The following is a 25,943-nucleotide window of genomic DNA, read 5'->3' as shown; positions in this document are numbered from 1 at the left end:
AAATTTTGTAATTACAAATGAAGATAGAAGAAATCATCAAATCCAATTCTCCCATCAGCGTTGAAAAGCGAACAGTGTTAAACATTATGTTCACTCAAAATGTGATTGCGGATGCGTTTAATGAGATTTTAAAATCCTTTGATTTGTCAGTTGAACAGTTTAATGTGTTGCGTATTCTTCGTGGGCAAAAAGGAAAACCTGCCAACATGTGTGTGATACAAGAACGCATGATTGCTAAAACGAGTAACACGACACGTTTAGTAGATAAATTACTTTTAAAAGGATTAGTAAACAGAGAAATTTGCGAAGAAAACAGACGCAAAATGGAAGTGACCATTACTGAAAAAGGTTTACAACTATTAGCGGAGTTAGATCCCAAAATTGAAGCACACGAGAGGTTGTTTTCCAATAATTTATCTTCAAAAGAATTAGAAAATTTGAACAATTTATTAGAAAAATACAGAACAATTTAACTTAAAAAAAAATGAGCGATTTTATTACCAATCAAAAATGGCGTTATGCTACGAAAAAGTTTGATGCTTCCAAAAAAATTTCAAATGAGGACTTTGAAACGTTAAAAGAAGCCATTCAATTGAGCACTTCTTCTTATGGCTTACAACCTTATAAAATTTTAATTATTGAAAATCCTGAAGTAAGAGCACAAATTCAACCGGCTGCTTGGGGCCAAACCCAAATTGTGGATGCTTCTCACCTATTGGTTTTTGCCAACATCACTAACTTTGGAGAAACTGAAATTGACAATTACATCAACTTAATGTCAGAAACCAGAGGAATTTCTGTTGAAAGTGTGAAAGGTTATGCCGATTTCATGAAAATGAAAATTACAGGTTTACCGGAAGAACAACGCAATGTGTGGACATCAAAACAAACCTACTTAGCATTAGCTAATTTAATGAATGCTGCTGCTGAATTAAAAATTGATGTTACTCCAATGGAAGGTTTTGAACCGGAAAAAGTGAATGAAATTTTAGGTTTGCCCGCAAAAGGATTGAACGCCTCTTTATTAGCCACAATCGGTTATCGTCATGAAGAAGATGCCACGCAACATTATGCAAAAGTGCGTAAACCTATTAACGAATTATTTATCAATTTATAATCAATAACTTTAAAACTAGAAAACAATGAAAAATTTAAAAACAATTGCATTAGCTTTATTTGTAGCAGCAACCACATTAACGGCTACTGCTCAAAACAAAAAAATTAACCTTGAAAAAAGTAAAATTACTTGGGTTGGAAAAAAAGTAACAGGACAACATGATGGTACCATCAACTTTAGCTCAGGAACATTGGTTTTCGAAAAAAACAAATTAAAAGGTGGTTCTTTTGTGGTTGACATGAATTCTATTGCGGTAGCTGACTTAGCAGCCGGAAAAGGAAAAGAAAAATTAGAAGGTCACTTGAAAGCAGATGATTTCTTCGGAGTAGATAAATTTGGTACTTCAACTTTAGAATTCAAAAAAATTGCTGCAAAAGGAAGCGATATTTATACCGTTACGGCTGATTTAACCATCAAAGGAAAAACATTACCTGTAACTTTTGACCTTGCAATTGGTGCTGGAACTGCTAGAACTTCATTCAAAGTGGACAGAACAAAATATGACATTAAATATGGTTCAGGTTCGTTCTTTGATAATTTAGGCGATAAAGCTATCGATGACAATTTCGAATTGACGGTTACCTTAGTGTACTAATCATAAATGGGAAAAATTGCAGAATCCTGATACGAAAGTGTCAGGATTTTTTTGTTTTATAGGTTAATTTATTGCTACTTTTACTTTTCTAAAATTCAATATGAAAAAAGTAGTCATCATCGACAATTACGACAGTTTCACCTATAATTTAGTACATTATTTAGAGGATTTAAATTGTCAAGTTACCGTTTATCGCAATGATGAATTTGAATTGGATGAACTTGAAAAATTCGATAAAATATTGCTTTCTCCTGGTCCGGGTTTGCCATCAGAAGCCGGATTATTGAAAGAAGTAATACAACACTATGCTCCGTCAAAAAGTATATTAGGCATCTGTTTAGGACTTCAAGCAATTGCAGAAGTATTTGGAGGTAATTTACTTAATTTAAATAAAGTACATCACGGAAAATCTTCTGAAATTACCCTTGTATCAGAAGATTCACTTTTTAATGGTTTACCTAAAAATATTCTTGTTGGAAGATACCATTCATGGGTGATGAATCCTGATGCTGTTCCTGAAGTTTTGGAAGTAACTTCAATTGATGAAGAACAACAAATCATGTCCATCAAACATAACAATTTAGATGTTAAAGGCGTGCAATTTCATCCGGAAAGTATTTTAACACCGGATGGAAAAACAATACTAAAAAATTGGGTAGAATTAACATCATCTTACAAATGAATTCTTTTTTTGTAACATTTTGTAAAACTCCACGTATAAAAGTTGTAACTAAACTTTAACATAACATGACTGAATTTTTTGAAGGATTAGATCCGTTACTTAAAACCTATTGGTATATTGCTCTGCCTACCAGTATCTTTTTTCTTTTGCAAACTATTATGACATTTATGGGTGTTGGTGGAGATGCAGAATTGGATATTGTTGAAGGTCACGATTCCGGGGATGCTCCTTTTGAATTGTTTTCATTAAGAAATTTAATCAATTTTCTTTTAGGTTTCAGTTGGACCGGAATCTCGTTATATAATACCATTGAAAACAAAACGTTCTTAATTATTCTTTCCGTTGTTATCGGAGTCATATTTATTGGCCTTTTCTTTTTTATTATTAAACAAATTTTAAAATTAGGTGAAGACAATTCATTTAAATTTGAACAGACAATCAATCAAACAGCAACGGTTTATTTAACTATTCCGGAATCAAAATCAGGCGTTGGAAAAGTACAAATAAGTGTAAAAGGTTCTGTTCATGAACTACAAGCGATGACCGAATCTGTTGAAAAAATTCCTACCGGAAGTGTTGTAAAAATTTCAGCTGTTGAAAATTCTATATTAATTGTCGAAAAACTTTAAATCCTTATTCTATGACCGAACTTATTATTATTGTTGTTACTGTTTTTGTATTTTTTGTTTTATTCGTAACGCTAGTTTCACGTTATAAACGATGTCCGTCTGACAAAATTTTGGTTATTTATGGTAAAACGGGTGGTTCTTCCGCCAAATGTGTTCATGGTGGTGGTGCCTTTATTTGGCCTGTTATTCAAGATTATCAATATTTAGATTTAAAACCGCTTTCTATTGAAGCCAATCTAACGAATGCTCTTTCCAGACAAAATATTCGTGTGGATGTTCCTTGTCGTTTTACGATTGCCATTTCAACAGAAACAGATAGTATGAATACCGCTGCAGAACGTCTTTTAGGACTTTCTCCGGAGCAAATTCAAGAGTTAGCAAAAGATATTCTTTTTGGTCAATTGCGTTTGGTAATTGCCACCATGACCATTGAAGAAATCAACTCCGACCGTGATAAATTTTTGGATAACATTTCTAAAAACGTGGATTCTGAATTAAAAAAAATCGGATTGAAATTAATTAACGTGAATGTTACTGACATTAAAGACGAATCCGGCTATATTGCTGCATTAGGAAAAGAAGCCGCTGCAAAAGCAATAAACGAAGCAAAAATTTCTGTAGCCGAGCAAGAAAAAATCGGGGAAACCGGAAAAGCATTGGCCGATCGTGAAAAAGACGTGCAAATTGCCGAAACACATAGAGATCGTGACGTGAAAATTGCTATTACTAACAAAGACAAAGAAGTAAGTATTGCAGAAGCCTTTAAAGATGAAAGTATTGGTAAAGCAGAAGCCCAAAGAGATACGCGTGTAAAAACCTCTGAAGCGAATGCAATTGCTATTCAAGGGGAAAATGAAGCTAAAATTGCCATTGCACAATCAGAAGCAACCCGAAGAGAAAAAGAAGCAGAAGCATTACGTATTGCTTTAGCATCTGAAAAAGTGCAACAAGCAAAAGCATTGGAAGAATCGTATGTTGCTGAGCAAAAAGCAGAACAAGCACGTGCGGAAAGAGAACGTTCAACTCAAAATGCTAACGTGGTAATTCCGGCAGAAATTGCGAAACAAAAAGCTATTATTGATGCTCAAGCCGAAGCCGAAAGAATCAGAGTACAAGCCAAAGGCGAAGCTGATGCCATTTTTGCCAAAATGGAAGCCGAAGCAAAAGGTTTGTATGAAATCTTGACCAAGCAAGCAGAAGGTTACCGTGATGTGGTAAATGCTGCCGGTGGCGATCCAACGAAAGCGTTTCAGTTGTTGTTAATTGAAAAACTTCCTGAGTTGGTAAAAACGCAAGTGGAAGCCGTTAAAAACATCAAAATTGATAAAATTACTGTTTGGGACTCAGGAAATAATATCGATGGAAACGGTTCTACTGCCAATTTTGTTTCCGGTATGATGAAAACCGTTCCGCCGTTGAATGATTTATTCAACATGGCCGGATTGAATTTACCAACTTATTTAAAAGGTGAAGATAAAGTGGAAGACGGAAAAGCAAACTCAAATTCGTATGATAACACTTCTACCGAAGAAGTAAAATAATTAAAATAGTTTCTTTACAAATCCCAAAATCAAATTGGTTTTGGGATTTTTTATTTTAAAATAGAAGATTACAGTATTTAATAAAGTTGAAAAATAAAAATATTAAACAATTTATTACGATTTCAACTCCAAAAAAACTTTCCCTAAATACTTTATAATATCCGAAGCAATAAAACCTTCATAACCCATATCATTCATGGCAATATCGGCAGTTCGTCCATGAAAATAAACCCCTAAAAGAGCTGCATCAACAGCTAAATAACCTTGAGCTCGAAAACTCGTAATCATGCCTGACAAAACATCTCCACTTCCTCCAGTTGCCAAAGCTTGATTTCCTGAAGAATTGACATATACATTTTTTTCATCAATTATTAAAGTATAAGCACCTTTGATTAAAACGACCAAATGATAGGTTTTAGCAAAAGTTTTTACTTTTTCAATTTTATCAAAATCGTCATTCCATGATCCAATTAGTCGTTCTAATTCTTTTGGATGAGGAGTTAAAATGGAATTTTTAGGCACTAAACTCAACCAATTTTGATTTTCAGAAAGAATATTCAAAGCATCGGCATCAATCACCAACGGAATGGAATTATTTTTTAAAAAATGATGAAAAGCTTGAGTTGTTTCGTCATCTTGACCAATTCCCATACCAATACCGATTGCTTTTGGCTGAAAATTAAATTCAATGTTAGTTATTTTATGATAATTTTCATCGGTAATTACCATGGCTTCCGGGGTTGCAGTTTGCATAATTTCATAACCACATTTCGGAACAAAAACCGTTGCTAAACCACAACCGGAACGCAAAGCCGCTTGCGAGGCCAAAACCATTGCTCCTATTTTGCCAAAACAACCGCCAATTAATAAAGCATGACCTTGTGTTCCTTTATGCGAAAATTTTGAAATAGGTTTGTATCGCTTTTTTATCTTATTCAAATCCGTGTAATAATAAGTAGAAGGAATTGATTCGATAGATTTTACATCCAAATCAATAGGAAGCAGAACAATTTCAGCAATAAAATTTTCATTATCAGGCAGATAAAAAGCAAGTTTTGGAAACTGAAACGTGAGAACAACATCAGAATGAATGGCAATCGTTGTTTTTTTATCTAAAAATAAGCCGGATGGAACATCAATAGAAACTTTAAACGACTGATGATAATTTATTTTTTGAATCAATTTTTGAATCCAACCCGCTAATTCTCTCGTTAATCCAATTCCAAAAATAGCATCTATAATAATATGATTTTCGCCAATATTAGGAAACTCTGTAGCTTCGCTAATCACTTCATACTCGAGGTTACATTCCTTTAAACGGCCAAGATTTGAATTAAAATCGGTTGAAAAGTTCTCATTAAACGGAACAATGTACACGTGAACATCAAAGTAATTTTGTTTTAGCAATCGGGCAATCACCAGTCCATCTCCTCCATTGTTTCCATCGCCACAAAAAATATGATACACCGTTTTTTTATCCTGAAAATGATTAACTAACCATAAAAAAGCTTGTAAAGCGGCTCTTTCCATCAAATCTAAAGAAGTGATTTGTTGCTTTTCAATTGTCAATTTATCAAGTTCTTTAATTTTTTCTGCATTAAATATTTTCATTTGTAATAGATAGTAGTGTTTATTGAAAAATTCGTAAAAAGATTAAAATTACTTTTTCCTTTACGTAAATTTATTACATTTGTTTCAGATGAAATCACAAAAGAACATATTTTATTCAAAACCATCCTTCAATTTATTGAACGGATTTTCTTTTGGCACATCTTCTACAACTACAACCCCATTCGGGGTATAATTTTCACATATCATCCGCATCTATGCTTATTCGAAAGAATAAAATAAAATCTATGTTTTCCAGTAAAAAATAATCAAATGAAGGTATTAAAATTCGGCGGAACTTCGGTTGCCAATGCTCAAAATATAAAGTTAGTTCTCGATATTGTTCAACAGAAATCGAAAGACGATAAATTAATCGTGGCAGTTTCTGCTTTTAGCGGCGTTACCGATTTGTTACTATCAGCGGCACAAAAAGCTGCCTCAAAAGATAATTCATATCGCGAGGTTGTTTTACAAATTGAGAAAAAACACCTCGAAGCCATAAAAGAATTAGTTCCTGCAAATGAGCAAACGGCCTTGTTGCACTATTGTAAAAAGAACATTTCGTTGTTAGAAACCTTGTTAGATGGTTGTTATTTATTAGGCGAATTAACTTCCAGAACATCGGATATGATTGTCAGTTTTGGGGAATTATTATCTTCTTATATTATTGCAGAAGCGATGAAACAAAAGGTAGCCAATTGCAATTTTAAAGACAGTCGCGAACTCATCAAAACCAACAATAACTTTGGAAAAGCAGAAGTTCATTTTGAAATTACCAATAAAACCATTTGCAATTATTTTCTAGAGAATACTACTCAAGTCACGATTATACCCGGTTTTATTGCATCGTCAATGAACAATAACACAACTACTTTGGGTCGTGGTGGTTCCGATTACACTGCTGCAATTGTAGCTGCCGCTTTAAATGTTGAAGAATTAGAAATTTGGACTGATGTGAATGGTATGTTTACTGCCAATCCGAAAATTGTAAAACAAGCACAGCCCATTGAGAAAATCACGTATGAAGAAGCAATGGAATTATCGCATTTTGGTGCAAAAGTGCTTTATCCCCCGACCATCCAACCGGTTTTAAGCAAAAACATCCCGATTTGGATTAAAAATACCTTTGAACCGCAAGCGTTTGGAACGTTCATTTCATCACAATCTGTTACAAATGGAAATCCGATTAAAGGAATTTCGCATATCGATAAAATTAGCTTGATTACATTGGAAGGTTCAGGAATGGTGGGTGTTGCCGGAGTTTCAAAACGTTTGTTTGAAGTACTTTCCAATCATGCCATCAATGTCATTTTCATCACACAAGCTTCTTCAGAACATTCTATTTGTATCGGAATTTTAAATGCTGATGCCGATTTGGCAAAAACGGCGATTGACAAAATCTTTGAACTGGAAATTGCACAACAAAAAATCAATCCGTGTGTAGTTGAAAAAGATTTGTGCATCGTGGCTTTGGTTGGTGAGCAAATGAAAAATCACCAAGGAATTAGTGGTAAAATGTTTAGTACGTTAGGCAAAAATAACGTAAATATTCGGGCGATTGCTCAAGGTGCTTCGGAACGAAATATTTCTGTGGTAATTAATGAAAATGATGTAAAAAAAGCTCTGAATACGTTACATGAACGCTTTTTTGAAGAACAAACCAAACAGTTGAATTTGTTTGTAATGGGTGTTGGAAATGTAGGCGAAAAATTTATTGAACAAATTCACCAACAAAAGAAATTCTTAAAAGAAAATTTAAAAATAAATCTCCGAGTAATTGCTCTTTCTAATTCAAGAAAAATGGTTTTTGAGGAAGAAGGAATTGCCTTAAAAGATTGGAAAACTGCTTTAGATGGTGGTGAAAAAGCATCAAAAGCTGATTTTATTGAAAAAACAAAAGCACTCAATCTTCGCAACAGTATTTTTGTAGATATTACGGCCAATGCCGAAGTTTCAAAAACCTATGAACAGTATCTTCGTAAAAATATTGCCGTGGTAACTTGTAATAAAATTGCTTGTTCATCAGAATACGATAATTATTTGAATTTAAAACGCTTGTCACGAAAGTACAATGCACCCTTTTTGTTTGAAACCAATGTAGGTGCCGGTTTACCCATTATTGATACGTTAAAACATTTGATAGCTTCCGGAGATCGAATCCATAAAATTCAAGCGGTTTTATCCGGAAGTTTGAACTTTATTTTTAATAATTTCAGTGAAACCTACAATTTTCATGATGTGGTGAAAGAAGCCGGAGTCCAAGGATTCACGGAGCCCGATCCAAAAATTGATTTAAGTGGTGTAGATGTAGCCCGAAAAATTCTGATTCTCATTCGCGAAAGCGGTTATCAAATGGAAATGGAAGACATCGAAAATATCTCTTTTTTACCAAAAGAATGTATGGAAACCACCAACAATGAAGACTTCTTTAAATCTTTAACCAAACATGCCAGTCATTTTGAAAATCTATTGAAAGAAGCGAAAGAAAAAGATTGCCGATTGAAATTTGTCGCTAAATTCGATAACGGAAAAGCAAGCGTTGGTTTGCAATTCATTCCAAAGGAAAGTCCGTTTTACAATCTCGAAGGAAAAGACAATATCGTAGAATTTTTCACCGATCGTTATGTTGATCAACCGTTAATCATCAAAGGAGCCGGTGCAGGAGCTGCCGTTACTGCTTCTGGTATTTTTGCAGATGTAATTCGGATTGGAAATGTTTAATAAAGGTGCTGAGTAGCTGAGAATCTGAGTGCCTGAGTTTTTTAATTCAGAGTTTAACTCAGAATCTCAGCTACTCAGGCACTCAGTAACTCAGAAAAAAATGAACCAAATAAAAATATTCTGCCCTGCCACCGTAGCCAACTTATCCTGTGGATTTGATGTGTTAGGATTATGTTTAGAGGGTATTGGCGACGAAATGATTATTCGCAAAAGCGAGCAAAAAGGACTTCGAATTACCAAAATAACCGGAGCCGATTTGCCTTTAGAAACCGAAAAAAACGTGGCTGGTGTAGCCGGAATGGCATTATTAAATCACTTGGATTTAGAATTCGGATTTGAAATTGAAATCCATAAAAATATCAAAGCCGGAAGCGGAATCGGAAGCAGTTCTGCCAGTGCCGCCGGAATTGTGGTAGGAATCAATGAAATCCTAGGTAATCCGTTGTCTCGAAAAGAATTGATTTCGTTTGCTATGGTAGGCGAATTTTTAGCCAGCGGAAGTTATCATGCTGATAATGTTGCTCCGGCCATTTTAGGCGGATTTACGTTGGTTCGTGGTTATGATCCGTTGGAAGTTATCAAAATTAATAGTCCGAAGGATATTTATTTAACCATCATTCATCCGCATATTGAAGTTAAAACTTCCGAAGCACGAACTATTTTGCCGAAAGAAATTCCATTAAAAACGGCTATTACTCAATGGGGAAATTTAGGCGGATTCATCAGCGGATTATATACCGAAGATTATGGTTTGATGAGCCGTTGCTTGCAAGATGTTGTAGCAGAACCTTACCGAAAAAACTTAATTCCGGAATTTGATACGATTAAAATAATAGCATTAGAAAATGGTGCGTTAGGTTGTGGAATTTCGGGGTCGGGACCTTCTATTTTTGCGATGAGTAAAGGAAAAGATACCGCTGAAAATGTAGGCAACCAAATGAAACAAATCTATACCAAAACCGGAATTGGATTTGATGTGTATGTTTCTAAAGTATGTGATATGGGTGTGAAAGTTGTTTAATTATATTACTAATTTCACTACATTTGTTTTATGTTAACAAAGAATCAAATACAAATTATCATTGATATTTTAAAACCTTACAATCCAAAACGTATTGGTTTGTTTGGTTCTTTTGCTAGAAATGAAGAAAAAGAATCCAGTGATATTGATATTTTATTTTCATTACACCAACCTATCGGTTTTTTTACTTTGGCAAAAATTCACGATGATTTAGAATTGAAACTTCAAAAAAAAGTTGATTTAATATCTGAAAATGGATTAAATAAGTTTATTAAGGAGAAAGTTTTAAAAGAAGCTACTTATTTTTATGAAAACTGATTCAAATAAACTTTACTTCCTTCATATTTTGGAAGCAATAAACAAGTTAGAGTTAATTGCTAAAACATATTCTAAAGATGAGTTTCTATCCGATTGGCTCAAACAAGATGCCGTTTTGAAAAACTTTATTGTTATTGGTGAAGCTGTGGCTCAAATTGATGAAGAATTTAAATTGCAAAATTCTGAAATTGATTGGCGAGGTGCAAAGTCGATGAGAAATTTTATAGTTCACGAATATTTTTCTGTGGATTTAAATTTTGTTTGGGAAACCATTTTTGAAACTATTCCAACGTTTAAAAACCAAATTCAAAATCTTCTAAATCAACTTTAATTTTGTATTGATTCTTTTAGATTAGAAATCAAATCTTCAACTTCCTTTTTATCAACTTTAAATAATAAAATTTCAATTTTTGAATTCTTCAGTTGAACGAATAATTTGTCTTTTTCTTTATAATTATTAAAACTAGTTGAATCAAAAATAAAATCAATTACTAAACTGAAAAATGATACAATCCAAATTAGTTTTTCCTTTAACTAAATCAACCGAAATAATTGAATTAAATTTGAATTCACCATTATTTGAAGGATGATCTTCATCAATCAAATGAAAATCACTATCATTTAAAGTAAATAATAGTTTCGGTTTCTTTCTTAATTCGTAAACTTTTGTCGCCATCAATTATTCCTCTTCCCTATTCTGAAACTTTGTTCGTTTACTACCTTCGTAAATATCATATTTCAGCAATCGGGCTTCCAATTTTCCGTTGAATAATTTGATTTTTCGGGAAGGTTTTAAACCCACAAATTTCAAGGCTTCCAAATTGGCGGTAATAAACCAAGCTTGTGTGTTAGGATAACTTTGTTTGAATGTATCGCCAATTTCTCTATAAAATCTTTCCATATTAATATCCAATCGTTCCCCATACGGTGGATTAAAAACCATGTGTAGCGGACCTTCCGTTTGTTTCTCTGATGCAAAAAAATCTTTTTGTTCAATGGTAACGTAATCTTCCAAATTGGCATTTTGAATGTTATCTTGGGCTTTACGAACGGCACTTGGAGCTTTGTCAAAACCTTTGATGGTATAATGAAATTCTCTGGTTTTCTTCATCAAACTATCAATAATTTGATCAAATAAATCATTGTCCCAATCGTTCCATTTTTCAAAAGCAAACTCTTTTCGGTTGATGTTTGCCGGAATATTACACGCAATCATGGCGGCTTCCGCTAAAATAGTTCCGCTACCGCACATTGGGTCCAAAAAATGAGATTTTCCCTCCCAACCGGATAACAATAACATTCCTGCGGCTAAAACTTCGTTTATGGGAGCAATATTCGTAGCTGAGCGATATCCTCTGTGGTGTAACGAATCACCGGAAGTATCCAAAGAAACCGTACATTGGTCGCGGTCTAAATGAATGTGTATTCGCAAATCCGGAAAATCTTTATCAATACTCGGACGAACACCGGTTTTAGCTCTAAATTGATCTACAATTGCATCTTTGGTTTTTAAAGCCACGAATTGGGAGTTATTAAACGCTTCAGAATACAACGTAACATCCACCACAAAAGTTTGATGTTCATTCATATATTGACTCCAATCAATACTTGAAACACTGTCATATAACCCCTTCTCATTGAATACTTTAAATCCTTTGATAGGTTTTAAAATTTTAAGGGCTGTACGCAACGACAAATTAGCTTTATACATAAATCCTTTATCACCGTAAAAAGTTACCACACGCGTTCCGATTTGTACATCTTGTCCGCCTAATTGTTGCACTTCTTTCGCTAAAATTTCTTCAAAACCAAAAAAGGTCTTGGCCACCATCTTAAAATTCTTCTCCATGATTGTATAAAACTGTAAAACTTGGCAAAAATACACTAAATTTGCACGTTCTTAAAGCATCTAACCAATTAATGTCAGAATCGAAACCACTCATACCTCAAAACCCATTTCCAATTACTGATAATTGGTATGCCTCTTGGTTTGATACACCTTATTATCACATTCTTTACAAAGATAGAGATTATGCAGAGGCTCAATTGTTTATGGATAATCTTACCGAATATTTGAACTTACCGGAAGAAGCCAAAATTTTAGATTTAGCTTGTGGAAAAGGACGTCATTCCATCTATTTGAATCAATTAGGTTATGATGTTACCGGGGCTGATTTGTCTGAGAACAGCATTACAGAAGCCTCAAAATCTTCTAATGAAAAATTGCATTTCAAAGTGCATGACATGCGAATCCCTTTTGATGAAAAATACGATGCCATTTTCAATTTGTTTACCAGCTTTGGCTATTTTGAGGATGATGCTGATAATTTAATTACGTTAAAAGCCATTCGAGATAGTTTGACGGAATATGGATTTGCCGTGATTGATTTTATGAATGTAGATTTTGTTTTGGAAAATTTAATACCGAAAGAAACTAAAACTGTAGAAGGGATCGATTTTCATATTAAGCGATATGAAAAAGACAATCATATCTATAAAGAAATTTCGTTTTCGGATCAAGGAAAAGAATTTCATTTTACCGAAAAAGTACAAGCTCTTCGCCTTTCTGATTTTGAAAAAATGATGGATGAAGCCGGAATCTATTTATTAGATGTTTTTGGCGACTATAAACTCCGAAAATTCTACAAATCGCAATCTGAACGTTTAATTATGATTTTTAAATAATGCAATACATTATCACTTTTTCGGCCGTTATTTTTGGGTTTTTAATCGCATTATTTTTAAAACCGCAGAAGAAAAAAAACATCAAATTATTACTAGCTTTTAGTGGAGCTTTTTTGCTTTCACTAACTGTTTTGCATTTGTTACCTGAGTTATTTCACGAAGGTCATCACCACGTACACGAAGGCGAACACAAACATTACACACTTCCGGTTGGTGTTTTTATCATGATTGGGATTTTATTCCAAATCATTCTTGAATTTTTCTCCAAAGGTGCCGAACACGGTCACGTTCACGTGCATACTGATGAAAATAATGAAGTACATCATATTCCGTGGTTGTTGTTTATCAGTTTGTGTATTCACGCGTTGTTAGAAGGTTTTCCGATTCACGAAAACACCAATTTGGCGTATGGAATTGCGGTACACCACTTCCCTATTGCTATTATTCTAACGCTATTTTTTGTGAATGCAAAGATGAATAAAATGATGGTTTTTGCCTTTATGTTTTCATTTGCATTAATGACACCACTAGGAACATTATTAGCGGAACAATTGCATTTTGCACAACATTATTCCAAAGAAATTTCGGCTATTGTGGTGGGTATATTATTTCATATTTCTTCTACTATTATTTTTGAAAGTAATGAAGGTCACAAATTCAATTTAGCCAAAATCACGATGATTGTGTTAGGATTTTTATTGGCTTATGTGATGGAAATGGGGCATTCGCATTGAGTTACCCGTTATCGGTTGTCAGTTGTCGGTTTTTGTAATTACGCTAAATTTCATCTTCAAAAACTAAAAAACCTAAGTTTCTCAGCTACTCAGTAACTCAGCAACTTTCTTTTGCGACTTAGCTTCTTTGCGAGAAATGAAAATCTCGTATCTTTGAGTGAAATTTTGCACTATGTCTTTTACCAAAACCACCGAACAATCCTCAAAATACGAACATCTGGAAAAGATGTCGGTTTCCGAATTATTGCAAAGCATCAATAACGAAGATAAAACCGTTCCATTAGCGGTTGAAAAAGCGTTGCCACAAATTGAAAAAACGGTTGAAAAAGTAGTTAGTCAATTAAAAAATGGCGGACGACTTTTTTATATTGGAGCCGGAACTTCAGGTAGATTGGGCGTTGTAGATGCTTCGGAATGTCCGCCAACGTTTGGAGTTTCATTTGATTTGGTAGTAGGAATTATTGCCGGTGGCGACAAAGCCATTCGGAAAGCAGTAGAATTTGCCGAAGATGATACAGAACAAGCTTGGAAAGATTTATTGGATTTCAAAATCAATCAAAATGACTTTGTAATTGGAATTGCCGCTTCCGGAACTACGCCTTATGTTATTGGTGGTTTGGAAAAATGCAATCAGCAAAACATTCCAACCGGTTGTATTACTTGCAACGAAGGAAGTCCGCTTTCACACGTTTCTAAATTTCCAATTGAAGTTGTGGTTGGTCCGGAATTTGTAACCGGAAGTTCACGCATGAAAGCCGGAACGGCTCAAAAGTTGGTTTTAAACATGATTTCAACCGCTACGATGATTCAACTTGGAAAAGTGAAAGGCAACAAAATGGTGGATATGCAATTGAGCAACAACAAATTAGTGGATCGTGGTATTCGAATGATTATGAGTGAAATTCCGGTGAGTTATGAAGAAGCAGGAGTTTTATTGGAGAAGTTTGGTAGTGTACGGAAAGCGGTGGAGAGTTATCAGTCTCAGTAAATAGTAATCAACCTCAGAAACTCAGTCACTCTGAACCTTAGCAACTTAAAAATATGGACAACAAAGAACTCCTTTTTAAAGGATTAAAATATAGCGTTGGAGCGATTCCATTAATGTTTTTGGGACCAATTCTCATACACAATGCTTTTATGAATAAACATACTTGGATACATTATATCGTTTTAGGTATGGGAATTTTAATATGTATTACTTCTGTTTATCTAATGTTCAAAGGAATTCAAATTATCATGAAAAGTTTGTTTGATGAAAATCTATGAAAATAGGTAATACACATTTTTTTGCTGATATAGGTGCTTTAATTTATTGGATTTTAATCAAATTTTGTCAATCAAAATTAAATGATGAAATGTCTGAAAAATATAAAAACCGTAATTTAATTACCTATGGATTATTTAACTTATTGATTTTAATACTTATTATAATGTTCTTTCTATATTACAATTAAAATGAAAAAAATATTACCAATTTTAAGCTTACTATTCATTTCCTGCTACCAACAAGAACGCAATTGCACCGATTTTAAAACCGGAAAATTTCAATTTGAGCAGGAAATTGATGGCAAAAAAGAAATTTCAGTCTTTGAACGAAACGATAGCTTACAAATAGAAACTTTCCGAGGCAAAACAGATACTTCCTCTGTTCGATGGATTAATGATTGTGAATTTGTCTTGCAAAAGCTTCATCCTAAAGGCATGAAAGAAAAAAAAGCCATACACATGAAAATCTTAACAACAGAGGAAAAAAGTTATACATTTGAATATTCATTTGTGGGCGATTCCAACAAACAAAAAGGCGTTGTAACAAAAGTGAATTAATTGCGTAAAAAAACATAAAATAAATCACATTTATGGAAGTATTTGCAAATCCCGATGCATGGGTTGCTCTTTTAACATTGACCTTTCTAGAAATTGTTCTAGGTATCGATAACATCATTTTTATCTCCATTGTAACCGGAAAATTACCGGAAGAAAAACGCAAAAAAGCCACACGTTTAGGTTTATTTTTAGCCATGTTCATGCGGATTGCTTTACTTTTCGGAATCACTATTTTGATTGCCATGAAAGCTCCTTGGTTTTCCGTCGATTGGGGTTGGTTTAGTGGAAGTTTTACTGGTCAAGCCATGGTTCTTTTCTTTGGTGGATTATTTTTAATTTATAAAAGCACGAAAGAAATTCACGAAAAAGTTGATCATAAAGGTGTTGAAGAAAAAGAATTAAAAACTTCTGCCGCAAAATCATTTGGAAATGTGATTTTTCAAATTCTTTTGATTGACTTAATTTTTTCTGTGGATAGTATTTTAACCGCAGTTGGAATGACGAATGGTGTTGAAGGTGCTTTGTATATTATGGTAACAGCAGTAGTCATTTCGGTTGGTGTAATGATGCTTTTTGCTATTCCGGTGGGTAATTTCGTAAACGCAAATCCATCTATTCAAATCCTTGGTTTGGCTTTCTTAATCTTAATCGGATTTATGTTGATTACCGAAAGTATGCACTTATCTAATGCAGAATTAGTCGGACAACACGTGGGAGCCGTTCCAAAAGGTTATCTTTATTTTGCTATTGCTTTTTCACTAGCAGTGGAGTTTATTAATATGAAAATGCGAAAGAAAAACGAATTAAAATAAATTTTGAAATGAGTTTGTAACAAAATAAAAGCTGAATCGTCTCCCTTTTATTAATCAAAAAACAACTCATTATGAAAAAATTAATCGTAAGCTTTTGTTTAGCTTTTCTAGCTTTTTCTGCTCAAGCTCAATCTTTTGAAAAATTAGATAAAGATGAAAATGTAACCAAAGTTGTAGTAAGCAAAGGATTATTTTCACTTATTGGAAAAGTATCCGACAAGAAAAACTTGACTACTGAAGACAAAAAAGTAATGGATTTTATTGATCGAATAAAATCGTTTAAAATGTACACTTCTACCGGAAATTCGCAACGCAATGAAATGAAAGCAATTGCCGGAAAGTACCGTAAATCGAAAGAATTTGAAGAATTAATGCGAATAAATGACGGAGGAAAAGAAGTAGAATTTTTAGTAAAGAGCGGAAAAAAAGATGAAATTTCAGAACTCATTATGTTTGTAGAAGGTTCCGGTGATAACGAATCGGTCATTTTTCAACTTTCGTTGAGTTAATTATTATTTATATTAAAAAGGTTCGCAAGAAATTATTTTCGGTGCGAACCTTTTTCTTGTTTAAGAATATATACTAATCCAAACTTAACGTTATCTGTCCATCATCATCCAATTCGGTTTGAATATCATCGGAAACATTGTCTTCGCCCGCAACTTCCATTTCTTCGGGAGCTTCTTCTTCCGGTTCTTCAAAAGGTAAGGGTTCTAACAGATTGATTTGCTTAATTTTATCTGTAGTTAATTGATTTCCAAGTGCTTTGATTCCTTTTACAGCTATAAATTGTTCAATATCAACTGTTTGATTTTCTTTTTGTACACCTTTTACTTTGGCAAAAATTACTTCGGCAACCGGACGCCAATCGGTGGAGACAATTTCTAATTGCGATTTTTCGTGTTCCGAAATAAAAATTTCTTCCTTATTTTCATTTTCAACCAAAAATCGTTTCACATAATAACGATCTTTTTCGCCATCATAATAAATAGCTGAAATCGGTTTTTTAGGATGCCATTTTTCCAACACCACCATATCTTCATCAAAATGTGTTGTGAGTTCAGGAATAATGGTTTTCAATTTTCCGGATTGATTTACAACTAAAATTCGATCATTCGGACGGAATTCACCCAACAACTCCCCTCTTCCATCTACATTCAGACGTTGAACCGTGTCATCAAACCAAATTTTTCTTGGCCGTAAAGTGGATATTCCTTTTTCCTTTAATTCAATTTTCTTAATTGGATATTTGGTTACGGTGTTTCCGCGAGAAGCTCTTCCTTTAATGGCAATATCAGCAAAATCCAAATCCCATTTCAATTTTTTGATGCTTCCAACTTGACGAAGTAAAATCGTTACTACTTCCGCTTCACCATTCGGATTTGCGGAAAAATAGGAAACCATTGAACCGGCTTTTTCCTGCGTTAAATCATAGAATTTATCTCTCGTAACACCGGAAACATTGAATCGTTTGATGAATGTGGAACCATTTTTTCCATCACGATAAATCATATTATAAATGGTACGTTTATCATTTTTATCAAAAATGGCAATGTGAATAATGTCTTTTCCTATGAATTTTTTGTCATCTACTTTCGTCACCATCATTTTTCCATCACGGAGAAAAACAATCACATCATCAATATCGGAACAATCGGCCACATATTCGTCTTTTTTGAGTCCGGTTCCCATAAAACCTTCCTCTTTGTTTACGTATAATTTCGTGTTTCGCAAAACTACTTTCGTTGCTTCAATCGTATCAAAACTTCGCAATTCCGTTAGACGTTCTCTTCCTTTTCCGTATTTATCTTTTAATTTAAGGAAAAAATCCACCGCAAAATCAATAATATGATCCAAATGATGTTTCACTTGTTCCATTTCTGCTTCTAACTTTGCAATAGCATCATCGGCTTTATCCGAATCAAAACGCGTGATACGAATCATCGGAATTTGCGTTAATTTCTGCAAATCATCATCATTAATTTCTCGAACAAAAGAATTTAAAAACGGTTTAAATCGATCATACATATACGCATATAACGATTCTCGGTCGGAATACATTTTGAAATCAATGTACATTTCTTCACGAATGAAGATTTTTTCCAACGTTGAAAAATGCCATTTGTTTTCCAATTCATCCAATTGAATTTCCAACTCTCGTTTTAGTAAATCCACCGTTCGATGCGTTGAAATTTTCAACATATCCGAAACACCGATAAACAACGGTTTATGGTTTTCAATTACACAACCTAACGGAGCAACCGAAGTTTCGCATGCGGTGAACGCATACAACGCATCTATCGTTTTATCAGGAGAAACGCCTGGCGGAAGATGAATTAAAATTTCAACTTCGGCAGCCGTGTTATCTTCAATTTTTTTGACTTTAATTTTACCTTTTTCGTTAGCTTTCAGAATACTGTCAATCAACGTTCCTGTGTTGGTGGAAAACGGAATTTGCGTAATTACCAACGTTTGTTTGTCCAATTGCGAAATTTTGGCACGCACACGAACACGACCGCCACGCATTCCGTCGTTGTAGTTGGAAACATCAGCGATTCCGGCAGTAGGGAAATCGGGATATAACGTGAACGGTTTATTTTTCAAAACCTTTATCGAGCAATCAATTAATTCGTTGAAATTGTGCGGTAGCACTTTCGTGGATAAACCAACGGCAATACCTTCTGCCCCTTGAGCTAACAAAAGTGGGAATTTCACCGGAAGATTTACGGGTTCTGCACGACGACCATCATAGGACATTCCCCATTCTGTAATTTTTGGAGAATATAAAATATCGTGACCTAGTTTTGAAATTCGGGCTTCAATGTAACGAGAAGCTGCAGCACTATCTCCGGTTAGGATATTTCCCCAGTTTCCTTGCATGTCGATGAGCAAATCTTTCTGACCAATTTGCACCATGGCATCACCAATACTCGCATCTCCGTGAGGGTGATACTGCATGGTATGACCAACGATATTCGCCACTTTGTTGTAACGACCGTCGTCAAGTTCTTTCATAGAGTGCATGATACGGCGTTGCACGGGTTTAAAACCGTCTTCAATAGCCGGAACCGCACGCTCCAAAATTACATAGGAAGCATAGTCGAGAAACCAATCCTTGTACATTCCGGTTACTTTGGTAATGGTATCTTCGGGATTTTCGTCGTTTTCGTAAAAATGCTTTCCACCCGACATGCGAACGTCGTCAAAACCTTGTTCCTCGCTCGACTCGTTCAGTTCTTCGTTTTCATCGTCTGGGATGATGTTTTCTTCGTCTTCGTTCATTTATGATTTATTTGTAGCACAAAGTTTAACTAAGTTTATCACGATGTAACACAATGTTTATATAATTAATCTTTTAATACCGTCTTTTAATGATTTTTTATAAAAATTTAATAACAAGCCTAATTTGCATTTTGAAAGTCGCATATAAGTCAAGCACTGAGCAGTATGTTCAATTGTAAAATCTTCAACTACTTTTAATTCAACAATAACCTTATTATTAACAATTAAATCTACTCTATAACCACAATCCATTTTTATTTCTTCATAAATCACTGGAAATGATTTTTCTTGTTCAACTTTCAAACCGCATTTTTGTAATTCATAAGCTAAACATTCTCTGTAAACTTTTTCAAATAAGCCAGAACCTAATTTAGTATGTACTTTGAAAGCACAATCCAAAACAATTCTGCTAATATCATTTTCTTCAATCATAGTAGTTTAATTCCGTTTTCTTAATTTTTTTGTGCAACTTTGTGCCAAACATTGTGCAACTTTGTGCTACTAAGACTTCTCAACAACATCTAACTCCACCTTCAAATTATTGATAATAAACTCTTGTCTATCCGGCGTATTTTTACCCATATAAAATTCCAACAAGGTTTCGATGGAAGTGGCTTTATCCAACATAACCGGATCCAATCGAATACTTTCGCCAATAAAATTCTTAAATTCATCGGGCGAAATTTCTCCTAATCCCTTGAATCGGGTGATTTCCGGTTTTGGTTTTAATTTTTCGATGGCATCCACTCGTTCTTGTTCCGAATAACAATAAATGGTTTCCTTTTTATTTCGAACACGGAATAACGGGGTTTGCAAAATATATAAATGTCCGTCTTTGATTAACTCGGGGAAAAATTGCAAGAAAAACGTAATCAACAACAAGCGAATGTGCATACCGTCAACATCGGCATCGGTAGCGATTACGATGTTGTTGTAACGCAAATCTTCCATTGATTCTTCAATATTTAAAGCAGCTTGTAATAAGTTGAATTCTTCGTTTTCATACACAATTTTTTTAGTCATTCCATACGAATTCAAAGGCTTTCCACGTAAACTAAACACAGCTTGCGTATTTACATCACGACTTTTGGTAATAGAACCCGAAGCCGAATCTCCCTCGGTAATAAAAAGAGTACTTTCTAAACTTCTAGGATTTTTAGCATCGGTTAAATGCACACGACAATCGCGTAATTTTTTGTTGTGTAAACTCGCTTTTTTCGCACGGTCTTTGGCTAATTTCCGTATACCGGAAAGTTCTTTACGTTCTCGTTCTGCTTGAAGAATTTTTCGCAACAAAGCATCCGCTACTTCCGGATTTTTATGTAAAAAATTATCCAGCTTTTTGGAAACGAAATCGTTAATGAATGTTCGTACTGTTGGCCCACTCGGACCAATATCAGTAGAACCTAATTTCGTTTTGGTCTGACTTTCAAAAACCGGTTCTTCTACTTTAACTGCAATAGCCGAAACAATTGATTTTCTGATGTCTGACGGATCAAAATCTTTTTTGTAAAACTCACGAATCGTTTTCACAATCGACTCACGAAATGCGTTCAAATGCGTTCCTCCTTGCGTGGTATTTTGTCCGTTTACGAAGGAATGATATTCTTCGGAATATTGCGATTTACTGTGCGTTAAGGCAATTTCAATATCATCACCCGAAAGATGAATGATTGGATAAATCATATCTTCTTCGGTAATATTTTCTTCCAATAAATCTTTTAAACCGTTATCGGAATAATATTTTTCACCGTTGTAATAAATTGTCAAACCCGTATTGAGGTAACAATAATTTTTGAGCATCTTGATGATATACTCATTACGGTATTTATAGTTTTTAAAAATCGCTTCATCGGCAACAAACGCAACTTTGGTTCCGCGACGTTTGGTTGATTCTTGAACGTCTTCTTCTATCGTTAAATTTCCAGCCGAAAATTCCGCCGCTTTTTGCTGGTTATCACGAACCGATTCTACACGGAAATAATTGGATAACGCATTGACGGCTTTGGTACCCACTCCATTTAAACCTACAGATTTTTTAAAGGCTTTGGAGTCATATTTTCCTCCGGTATTCATTTTGGAAACAACATCAACGACTTTTCCTAACGGAATTCCACGACCGTAATCGCGAACCGTAACTAGCTTATCTTTGATCGTAACTTCGATGGTTTTTCCGGCACCCATGACAAATTCATCGATACAGTTATCGAGTACTTCCTTGAGTAAGATGTAAATACCGTCATCGGGCGACGAACCATCTCCGAGTTTTCCGATATACATACCGGGTCGCATTCGGATGTGTTCTTTCCAATCGAGGGAACGGATATTGTCTTCATTATATTGATTTTGCTCTGACATAGCGGAAATATGGATTTTCTGCTAATATAGCGGATAAAGCAAAATTTTAAAAACAAAAAACATGAAAGTTATTAAGAATAATATTGACACTATTCATTCCTATCAGTCTATTAAAAACAAAAAAACTGCTGAATTTCTTCAACAGTTTGTGTAGTTAATATGAATTCAAATTAATCGAGTTGAAAAGTAACAGAAACATTTGTAGAGATTTCAATTTCACCTATTGCTAATGTTTCTTGAGATGATGATTCATCTCTAGCAAAATTTACTGATTTGTACATCGGAGGTTGATAAATTGGCTGTGAATTGTCCGTTATGACAATTGCTTTACCCACTTTTTGATTCAAAGCCGTTGCAAAATCTTCGGCTTTTTTCTTCGCGTCCAAAATAGCTTGCTTTCTGGCTGTTACTTTGTGTTCTTCTATTTTGGAAGATTTAAATTCAACGTTGCTAATGTTATTAATGCCATTGTCAACCAATCCCATCATTAGTTCATCATATTTTTTTAACTCTTTTAGAGTAATGGTAATAGATTGGGATGCTTGATAATTGTGCTTCTTTTTATCATAATCATACGATTTGTGTAAACTCACATTTGTAGTTTGCACATCAGTTGAAGGAATACCAAACTTTTTGATAAACTTCATTACTTTATCTACCGTTTCATCATTCATTTTTTTAACTTCAGCGGCATCTTTTCCGGTATTTTGAAAACCAAAATTGATTACTGCTTGATCAGGTTGAACAGTAACTTTGCCTTCTCCGGTAACAGCAATATGAGGGGTAAACTTGCTTTCTTGTGCATTCATGTTTGTTACAAAAATAGTTAGTAATAGAAAAATAGACTTTTTCATGATGTTAATTTTAAAGTTGATTATACATAGTCAATTTATATGCCAAAAATGAAATTAAAATTTAAATTTTACCCATTTTAGCCATGATGAATAATATTACAATTGGAATAGCCAATAAAATAACCATCAACGTATTTTCTGTAAATAACTGAGGCTCTTTTGACAACGTAATTAAGTAACCTCCAATTGCACCACCAAAATGAGCCGTATGACCTATATTATCTGTTCTGGATTTCATTCCATAAATAGAATATAATAAATAAACAATTCCAAAAATGTATGCCGGAATGGGAATAGGAATAAAAAACATATACAAATTCATTCCCGGTTGCAATAAAATAGCTGAATACAAAATTCCGGTAACGGCTCCTGAAGCTCCAACTGCTCGATAATGATATTCATCTTTGTGAAATTGTAGTGTTAACAAATTACCACAAAGTAAGCTTCCCAAGTAAATCATTAAAAAGGAAGGAGTTCCTAAAAAACTGGTAACCACCGGAGCAAAGAAATATAAAGTAAGCATGTTAAATGCCAAATGTGCAATATCCACATGTAAAAATGCTGAACTCAACATTCTAATATGTTGTCCGGCCCGAATACTTCCAATGTGAAATTCATATTTTCGAAAAAAATATTCATCTTCAAATGCTTTAAAACTGATTAAAACATTTGCAGCAATTAAGACAATTAATGCAATACTCATAGCTAAAATTTAAACCGTAAAAATAGTAATTGTTTCCCTATCTATTGTCAATAAAACCGTTATAAAATAGTAAATACCGTATATTTGCAAAAAATAAATCATGCAATTCATCGCTTACCTACTTGTTTATCCGATACTTTGGATTATTTCCATCTTACCATTTCGCCTACTTTATATTTTTTCTGATTTTGTGTTTGTAATTGTATACTATATTATCGGTTACCGAAAAAAAACTGTGCGTCAAAATTTGTCGATAGCAATGCCTTTAGCGACTAAAAAAGAGCGATTAATTGTTGAAAAAAAGTTTTATCATCACATGTGTGATTTATTTTTAGAGATGATCAAAACCTTGACTATTTCTGAAAAAACGATGGATGAGCATTTTACAGTTAAAAATATAGCTTTGATGCAAGAAATGGAAAAAAAAGGAAAAAGTATCATTTTGATGACCAGCCATTATGCTAGTTATGAATGGTCTGTTTCCATTAACAATAAACTTAATTTTGAATCGTATTTGGTTTATAAAAAAATTGCCAATCAATATTTTGACAAATTGGCACGAAAAATTAGATCAAAATTTGGAGCCAATTTATTGACAACTCAGGAAACTGTTGATAAAATGAAAGAAAACCATAAAAATAATATTCCTTCACTGTATGGATTTGCTAGTGATCAATCGCCAAAAGCGGCCAAAATTAGAAACTGGGGAACTTTTTTTGGTGTGGAAACACCTTTGCAATCCGGTGCAGAAGCTTTGGCTAAAGAATTTGACATGACGATGATGTACATGCACATTCGAAAAGTAAAAAGGGGCTTTTATGAAGCAACTTTTGAAGTAATTACAGACCAACCACGATCATTTCCTGATTATGAAATTTCTCAATTGTATATGAACATGGCAGAAAAACAAATTTTAGAAGCACCTGAGTATTATTTGTGGACGCACAAACGATTTAAACATCGAAAATCTTCTTAGATAAACCAGTTTTTCACCATTTCCTTTTCTAAAACCAAATCGTTTTTGTGACGGAAGTTGTTTGATTTTCCATCATAAACATAATCAATAGCCCAATCCGAATGATTTGCAGCTAATTGTTTGATGCTTTCACACACAAATTTAATTTCTTCTGTTGTTGTAGTCGGATGAATTGACATTCGAATCCATCCCGGTTTTTTGATTAAATCGCCCGAGGTAATTTGGCAAATCAAATCATTCGAAGTTTCTTCATCCACATGTAATAAATAATGACCATATGTTCCGGCACAACTGCAACCTCCTCGTGTTTGAATTCCAAATTTATCATTAAGAATTTTTACACCTAAGTTATAATGTAAATCATTAATGTAAAATGAAATTACTCCCAAACGGTTTTTGTGTTGATTGGCTAAAATGGTTAAATTTTCAACGTTTCCAAGTTGCTCAAAAACATATTCAACCAATTCATGTTCGCGATCCAAAATATTCTGAACACCCATTTTTTCCTTCAACTGAATCGCTAATGCGGTTTTAATAACTTGCAAAAAACCAGGTGTTCCTCCGTCTTCTCTATCTTCAATATTGTCGATGTATTTGTGTCCGCCCCACGGATTTGTCCATGAAACAGTTCCACCTCCAGGACAATCAGGCACATTATTTTTATACAAATTTTTGTTGAAAATCAACACTCCACAGGTTCCTGGTCCGCCTAAAAATTTGTGTGGCGAAAAGAAAATAGCATCTAAATAACCTTCATTATCCGGATGCATATCAATATCAACATACGGTCCGGAACAAGCAAAATCAACAAAACAAACACCGTTATTTTGGTGCATAATTTTAGCTACTTCGTGATAAGGTGTTTTAATTCCCGTTACATTAGAACAAGATGTGATGGAAGCAATTTTGAAACTTCTATCACTATATTTTTCGACTAATTTTTTAAATTCATTTAGGCAAAAAAGGCCTTCTTCATCTGCAGGAATTACTTCAACATCGGCAATCGTTTCCAACCAAGAAGTCTGGTTTGAATGATGTTCCATGTGTGAAATAAACACTATAGGTTTAATTGCTTTTGGAATTTCGGTAAACTCTTTTAAATTTTCAGCAATTCGTAAACCTAAAATTCGCTGAAACTTATTGACTACTCCGGTCATTCCTGTTCCATCAGTAATCAACACATCATTTTCATTGGCATTCACATGTTTTTTGATAATATTTCTTGCCTGATGATACGCCATCGTCATCGCCGTTCCTGAAATCGTAGTTTCGGTATGCGTGTTGGCTACATACGGACCAAAATCATTCATCAATTTTTCTTCAATTGGTCGATACAGTCTTCCGCTAGCAGTCCAATCAGTATAAACCATTTTTTGCTTGCCAAAAGGCGAAACAAATTCCTGATTGATTCCAATTATATTTTCACGAAATTGCTGAAAATACAATTCCAATTGTGTAGTTTCTTCCGTTGTAGTCATGCGAA

27 protein-coding genes are annotated in these 25,943 nt (G+C 34.1%); 18 read left to right on the top strand and 9 right to left on the bottom strand.

Going from position 1 to position 25,943, the window contains the following annotated elements:
- Nucleotides 1-17 precede the first annotated feature (17 nt).
- From H601_RS0109245 to H601_RS0109220, 6 genes are all read left to right on the top strand, one after another.
- The gene (locus tag H601_RS0109245; protein WP_026711253.1) at nucleotides 18-473 is read left to right on the top strand and encodes a MarR family winged helix-turn-helix transcriptional regulator; all 456 of its coding nucleotides are present in this window, start codon (nucleotides 18-20) and stop codon (nucleotides 471-473) included.
- Nucleotides 474-484: 11 nt separating this feature from the next.
- On the top strand, nucleotides 485-1,117 hold the full coding sequence (locus H601_RS0109240; protein ID WP_026711252.1) for an NAD(P)H-dependent oxidoreductase: 633 nt from the start codon (nucleotides 485-487) through the stop codon (nucleotides 1,115-1,117).
- Between the two features lie 25 nt (nucleotides 1,118-1,142).
- A complete protein-coding gene (locus H601_RS0109235) occupies nucleotides 1,143-1,712 on the top strand; it encodes a YceI family protein (protein WP_026711251.1) in 570 nt (189 codons plus the stop codon).
- 100 nt (nucleotides 1,713-1,812) lie between these two features.
- Complete coding sequence (locus H601_RS0109230) at nucleotides 1,813-2,394, top strand: anthranilate synthase component II (RefSeq protein ID WP_026711250.1); 582 nt, start codon at nucleotides 1,813-1,815, stop codon at nucleotides 2,392-2,394.
- A gap of 65 nt (nucleotides 2,395-2,459) precedes the next feature.
- Nucleotides 2,460-3,023: an NfeD family protein gene (locus H601_RS0109225; protein WP_026711249.1), complete on the top strand. Its 564-nt coding sequence runs from the start codon at nucleotides 2,460-2,462 to the stop codon at nucleotides 3,021-3,023.
- Between the two features lie 11 nt (nucleotides 3,024-3,034).
- The gene (locus H601_RS0109220) at nucleotides 3,035-4,564 is read left to right on the top strand and encodes a flotillin family protein (protein ID WP_026711248.1); all 1,530 of its coding nucleotides are present in this window, start codon (nucleotides 3,035-3,037) and stop codon (nucleotides 4,562-4,564) included.
- 114 nt (nucleotides 4,565-4,678) lie between these two features.
- On the opposite strand, the gene H601_RS0109215 is transcribed toward H601_RS0109220, so the two are convergent.
- On the bottom strand, nucleotides 4,679-6,175 hold the full coding sequence (locus H601_RS0109215) for a bifunctional ADP-dependent NAD(P)H-hydrate dehydratase/NAD(P)H-hydrate epimerase (protein WP_026711247.1): 1,497 nt from the start codon (nucleotides 6,173-6,175) through the stop codon (nucleotides 4,679-4,681).
- Nucleotides 6,176-6,445: 270 nt separating this feature from the next.
- Here H601_RS0109215 and thrA point away from each other — a divergent pair, with 270 nt between their 5' ends.
- The 4 genes from thrA to H601_RS0109190 all read left to right on the top strand — a co-directional run bounded on the left by thrA (nucleotide 6,446) and on the right by H601_RS0109190 (nucleotide 10,563).
- Nucleotides 6,446-8,893, top strand: coding sequence for a bifunctional aspartate kinase/homoserine dehydrogenase I (gene thrA / locus H601_RS0109205; protein ID WP_026711246.1), 2,448 nt, complete (start codon nucleotides 6,446-6,448; stop codon nucleotides 8,891-8,893).
- A 100-nt stretch (nucleotides 8,894-8,993) separates the two neighbouring features.
- The gene (locus tag H601_RS0109200; protein ID WP_026711245.1) at nucleotides 8,994-9,914 is read left to right on the top strand and encodes a homoserine kinase; all 921 of its coding nucleotides are present in this window, start codon (nucleotides 8,994-8,996) and stop codon (nucleotides 9,912-9,914) included.
- A 30-nt stretch (nucleotides 9,915-9,944) separates the two neighbouring features.
- The gene (locus H601_RS0109195; protein WP_026711244.1) at nucleotides 9,945-10,232 is read left to right on the top strand and encodes a nucleotidyltransferase family protein; all 288 of its coding nucleotides are present in this window, start codon (nucleotides 9,945-9,947) and stop codon (nucleotides 10,230-10,232) included.
- On the top strand, nucleotides 10,222-10,563 hold the full coding sequence (locus H601_RS0109190; protein WP_026711243.1) for a HepT-like ribonuclease domain-containing protein: 342 nt from the start codon (nucleotides 10,222-10,224) through the stop codon (nucleotides 10,561-10,563). The genes H601_RS0109195 and H601_RS0109190 overlap by 11 nt, the downstream gene beginning before the upstream one ends.
- Before the next feature lie 153 nt (nucleotides 10,564-10,716).
- Here H601_RS0109190 and H601_RS0109185 read toward each other — a convergent pair whose 3' ends face one another.
- Both H601_RS0109185 and H601_RS0109180 read right to left on the bottom strand, forming a co-directional pair.
- The gene (locus H601_RS0109185; RefSeq protein WP_026711242.1) at nucleotides 10,717-10,908 is read right to left on the bottom strand and encodes a hypothetical protein; all 192 of its coding nucleotides are present in this window, start codon (nucleotides 10,906-10,908) and stop codon (nucleotides 10,717-10,719) included.
- 3 nt (nucleotides 10,909-10,911) lie between these two features.
- Entirely contained in the window at nucleotides 10,912-12,081 is a 1,170-nt protein-coding gene (locus H601_RS0109180) for a THUMP domain-containing class I SAM-dependent RNA methyltransferase (RefSeq protein WP_026711241.1), read from the bottom strand.
- Between the two features lie 71 nt (nucleotides 12,082-12,152).
- Between H601_RS0109180 and H601_RS0109175 the strand changes: the two genes are divergently transcribed.
- From H601_RS0109175 to H601_RS15530, 7 genes are all read left to right on the top strand, one after another.
- A complete protein-coding gene (locus H601_RS0109175) occupies nucleotides 12,153-12,917 on the top strand; it encodes a class I SAM-dependent methyltransferase (RefSeq protein ID WP_051220712.1) in 765 nt (254 codons plus the stop codon).
- On the top strand, nucleotides 12,917-13,651 hold the full coding sequence (locus H601_RS0109170) for a ZIP family metal transporter (protein ID WP_026711239.1): 735 nt from the start codon (nucleotides 12,917-12,919) through the stop codon (nucleotides 13,649-13,651). The genes H601_RS0109175 and H601_RS0109170 overlap by 1 nt, the downstream gene beginning before the upstream one ends.
- A gap of 172 nt (nucleotides 13,652-13,823) precedes the next feature.
- Nucleotides 13,824-14,639 (top strand): N-acetylmuramic acid 6-phosphate etherase, encoded by an 816-nt coding sequence (gene murQ, locus H601_RS0109165; protein ID WP_026711238.1) that lies wholly within the window; start codon nucleotides 13,824-13,826, stop codon nucleotides 14,637-14,639.
- Nucleotides 14,640-14,692: 53 nt separating this feature from the next.
- Nucleotides 14,693-14,917 carry a DUF6095 family protein gene (locus H601_RS0109160; protein WP_026711237.1) on the top strand — a complete coding sequence of 75 codons (225 nt, stop codon included), beginning with the start codon at nucleotides 14,693-14,695 and terminating at the stop codon, nucleotides 14,915-14,917.
- A gap of 189 nt (nucleotides 14,918-15,106) precedes the next feature.
- On the top strand, nucleotides 15,107-15,475 hold the full coding sequence (locus H601_RS0109150) for a hypothetical protein (protein WP_026711235.1): 369 nt from the start codon (nucleotides 15,107-15,109) through the stop codon (nucleotides 15,473-15,475).
- 32 nt (nucleotides 15,476-15,507) lie between these two features.
- Complete coding sequence (locus tag H601_RS0109145; RefSeq protein WP_026711234.1) at nucleotides 15,508-16,287, top strand: TerC family protein; 780 nt, start codon at nucleotides 15,508-15,510, stop codon at nucleotides 16,285-16,287.
- 71 nt (nucleotides 16,288-16,358) lie between these two features.
- Complete coding sequence (locus tag H601_RS15530) at nucleotides 16,359-16,796, top strand: DUF4252 domain-containing protein (protein WP_051220711.1); 438 nt, start codon at nucleotides 16,359-16,361, stop codon at nucleotides 16,794-16,796.
- Between the two features lie 73 nt (nucleotides 16,797-16,869).
- Here the strand turns inward: H601_RS15530 and H601_RS0109135 are convergent, their stop codons facing one another.
- The 5 genes from H601_RS0109135 to H601_RS0109115 all read right to left on the bottom strand — a co-directional run bounded on the left by H601_RS0109135 (nucleotide 16,870) and on the right by H601_RS0109115 (nucleotide 23,484).
- Nucleotides 16,870-19,569 (bottom strand): DNA gyrase/topoisomerase IV subunit A, encoded by a 2,700-nt coding sequence (locus tag H601_RS0109135; protein WP_026711233.1) that lies wholly within the window; start codon nucleotides 19,567-19,569, stop codon nucleotides 16,870-16,872.
- Nucleotides 19,570-19,626: 57 nt separating this feature from the next.
- Entirely contained in the window at nucleotides 19,627-20,001 is a 375-nt protein-coding gene (locus H601_RS0109130; protein WP_342663350.1) for a GxxExxY protein, read from the bottom strand.
- A 69-nt stretch (nucleotides 20,002-20,070) separates the two neighbouring features.
- Entirely contained in the window at nucleotides 20,071-21,927 is a 1,857-nt protein-coding gene (locus H601_RS0109125; protein ID WP_026711231.1) for a DNA topoisomerase IV subunit B, read from the bottom strand.
- A 170-nt stretch (nucleotides 21,928-22,097) separates the two neighbouring features.
- Nucleotides 22,098-22,781: an SIMPL domain-containing protein gene (locus H601_RS0109120; protein WP_026711230.1), complete on the bottom strand. Its 684-nt coding sequence runs from the start codon at nucleotides 22,779-22,781 to the stop codon at nucleotides 22,098-22,100.
- Nucleotides 22,782-22,842: 61 nt separating this feature from the next.
- Complete coding sequence (locus H601_RS0109115; RefSeq protein ID WP_026711229.1) at nucleotides 22,843-23,484, bottom strand: rhomboid family intramembrane serine protease; 642 nt, start codon at nucleotides 23,482-23,484, stop codon at nucleotides 22,843-22,845.
- 100 nt (nucleotides 23,485-23,584) lie between these two features.
- Here H601_RS0109115 and H601_RS0109110 point away from each other — a divergent pair, with 100 nt between their 5' ends.
- Nucleotides 23,585-24,460: a lysophospholipid acyltransferase family protein gene (locus H601_RS0109110; RefSeq protein ID WP_026711228.1), complete on the top strand. Its 876-nt coding sequence runs from the start codon at nucleotides 23,585-23,587 to the stop codon at nucleotides 24,458-24,460.
- Here H601_RS0109110 and H601_RS0109105 read toward each other — a convergent pair.
- Entirely contained in the window at nucleotides 24,457-25,938 is a 1,482-nt protein-coding gene (locus H601_RS0109105; protein ID WP_026711227.1) for an aminotransferase class V-fold PLP-dependent enzyme, read from the bottom strand. The two genes, H601_RS0109110 and H601_RS0109105, sit on opposite strands and share 4 nt — an antisense overlap.
- Nucleotides 25,939-25,943 lie beyond the last annotated feature (5 nt).

Source organism: Flavobacterium filum DSM 17961 (assembly GCF_000425465.1).
Lineage (GTDB): Bacteria > Bacteroidota > Bacteroidia > Flavobacteriales > Flavobacteriaceae > Flavobacterium > Flavobacterium filum.
The sequence above is the reverse complement of the archived record's forward strand: the minus strand, read 5'-3'. Positions and strand labels throughout refer to the sequence as shown.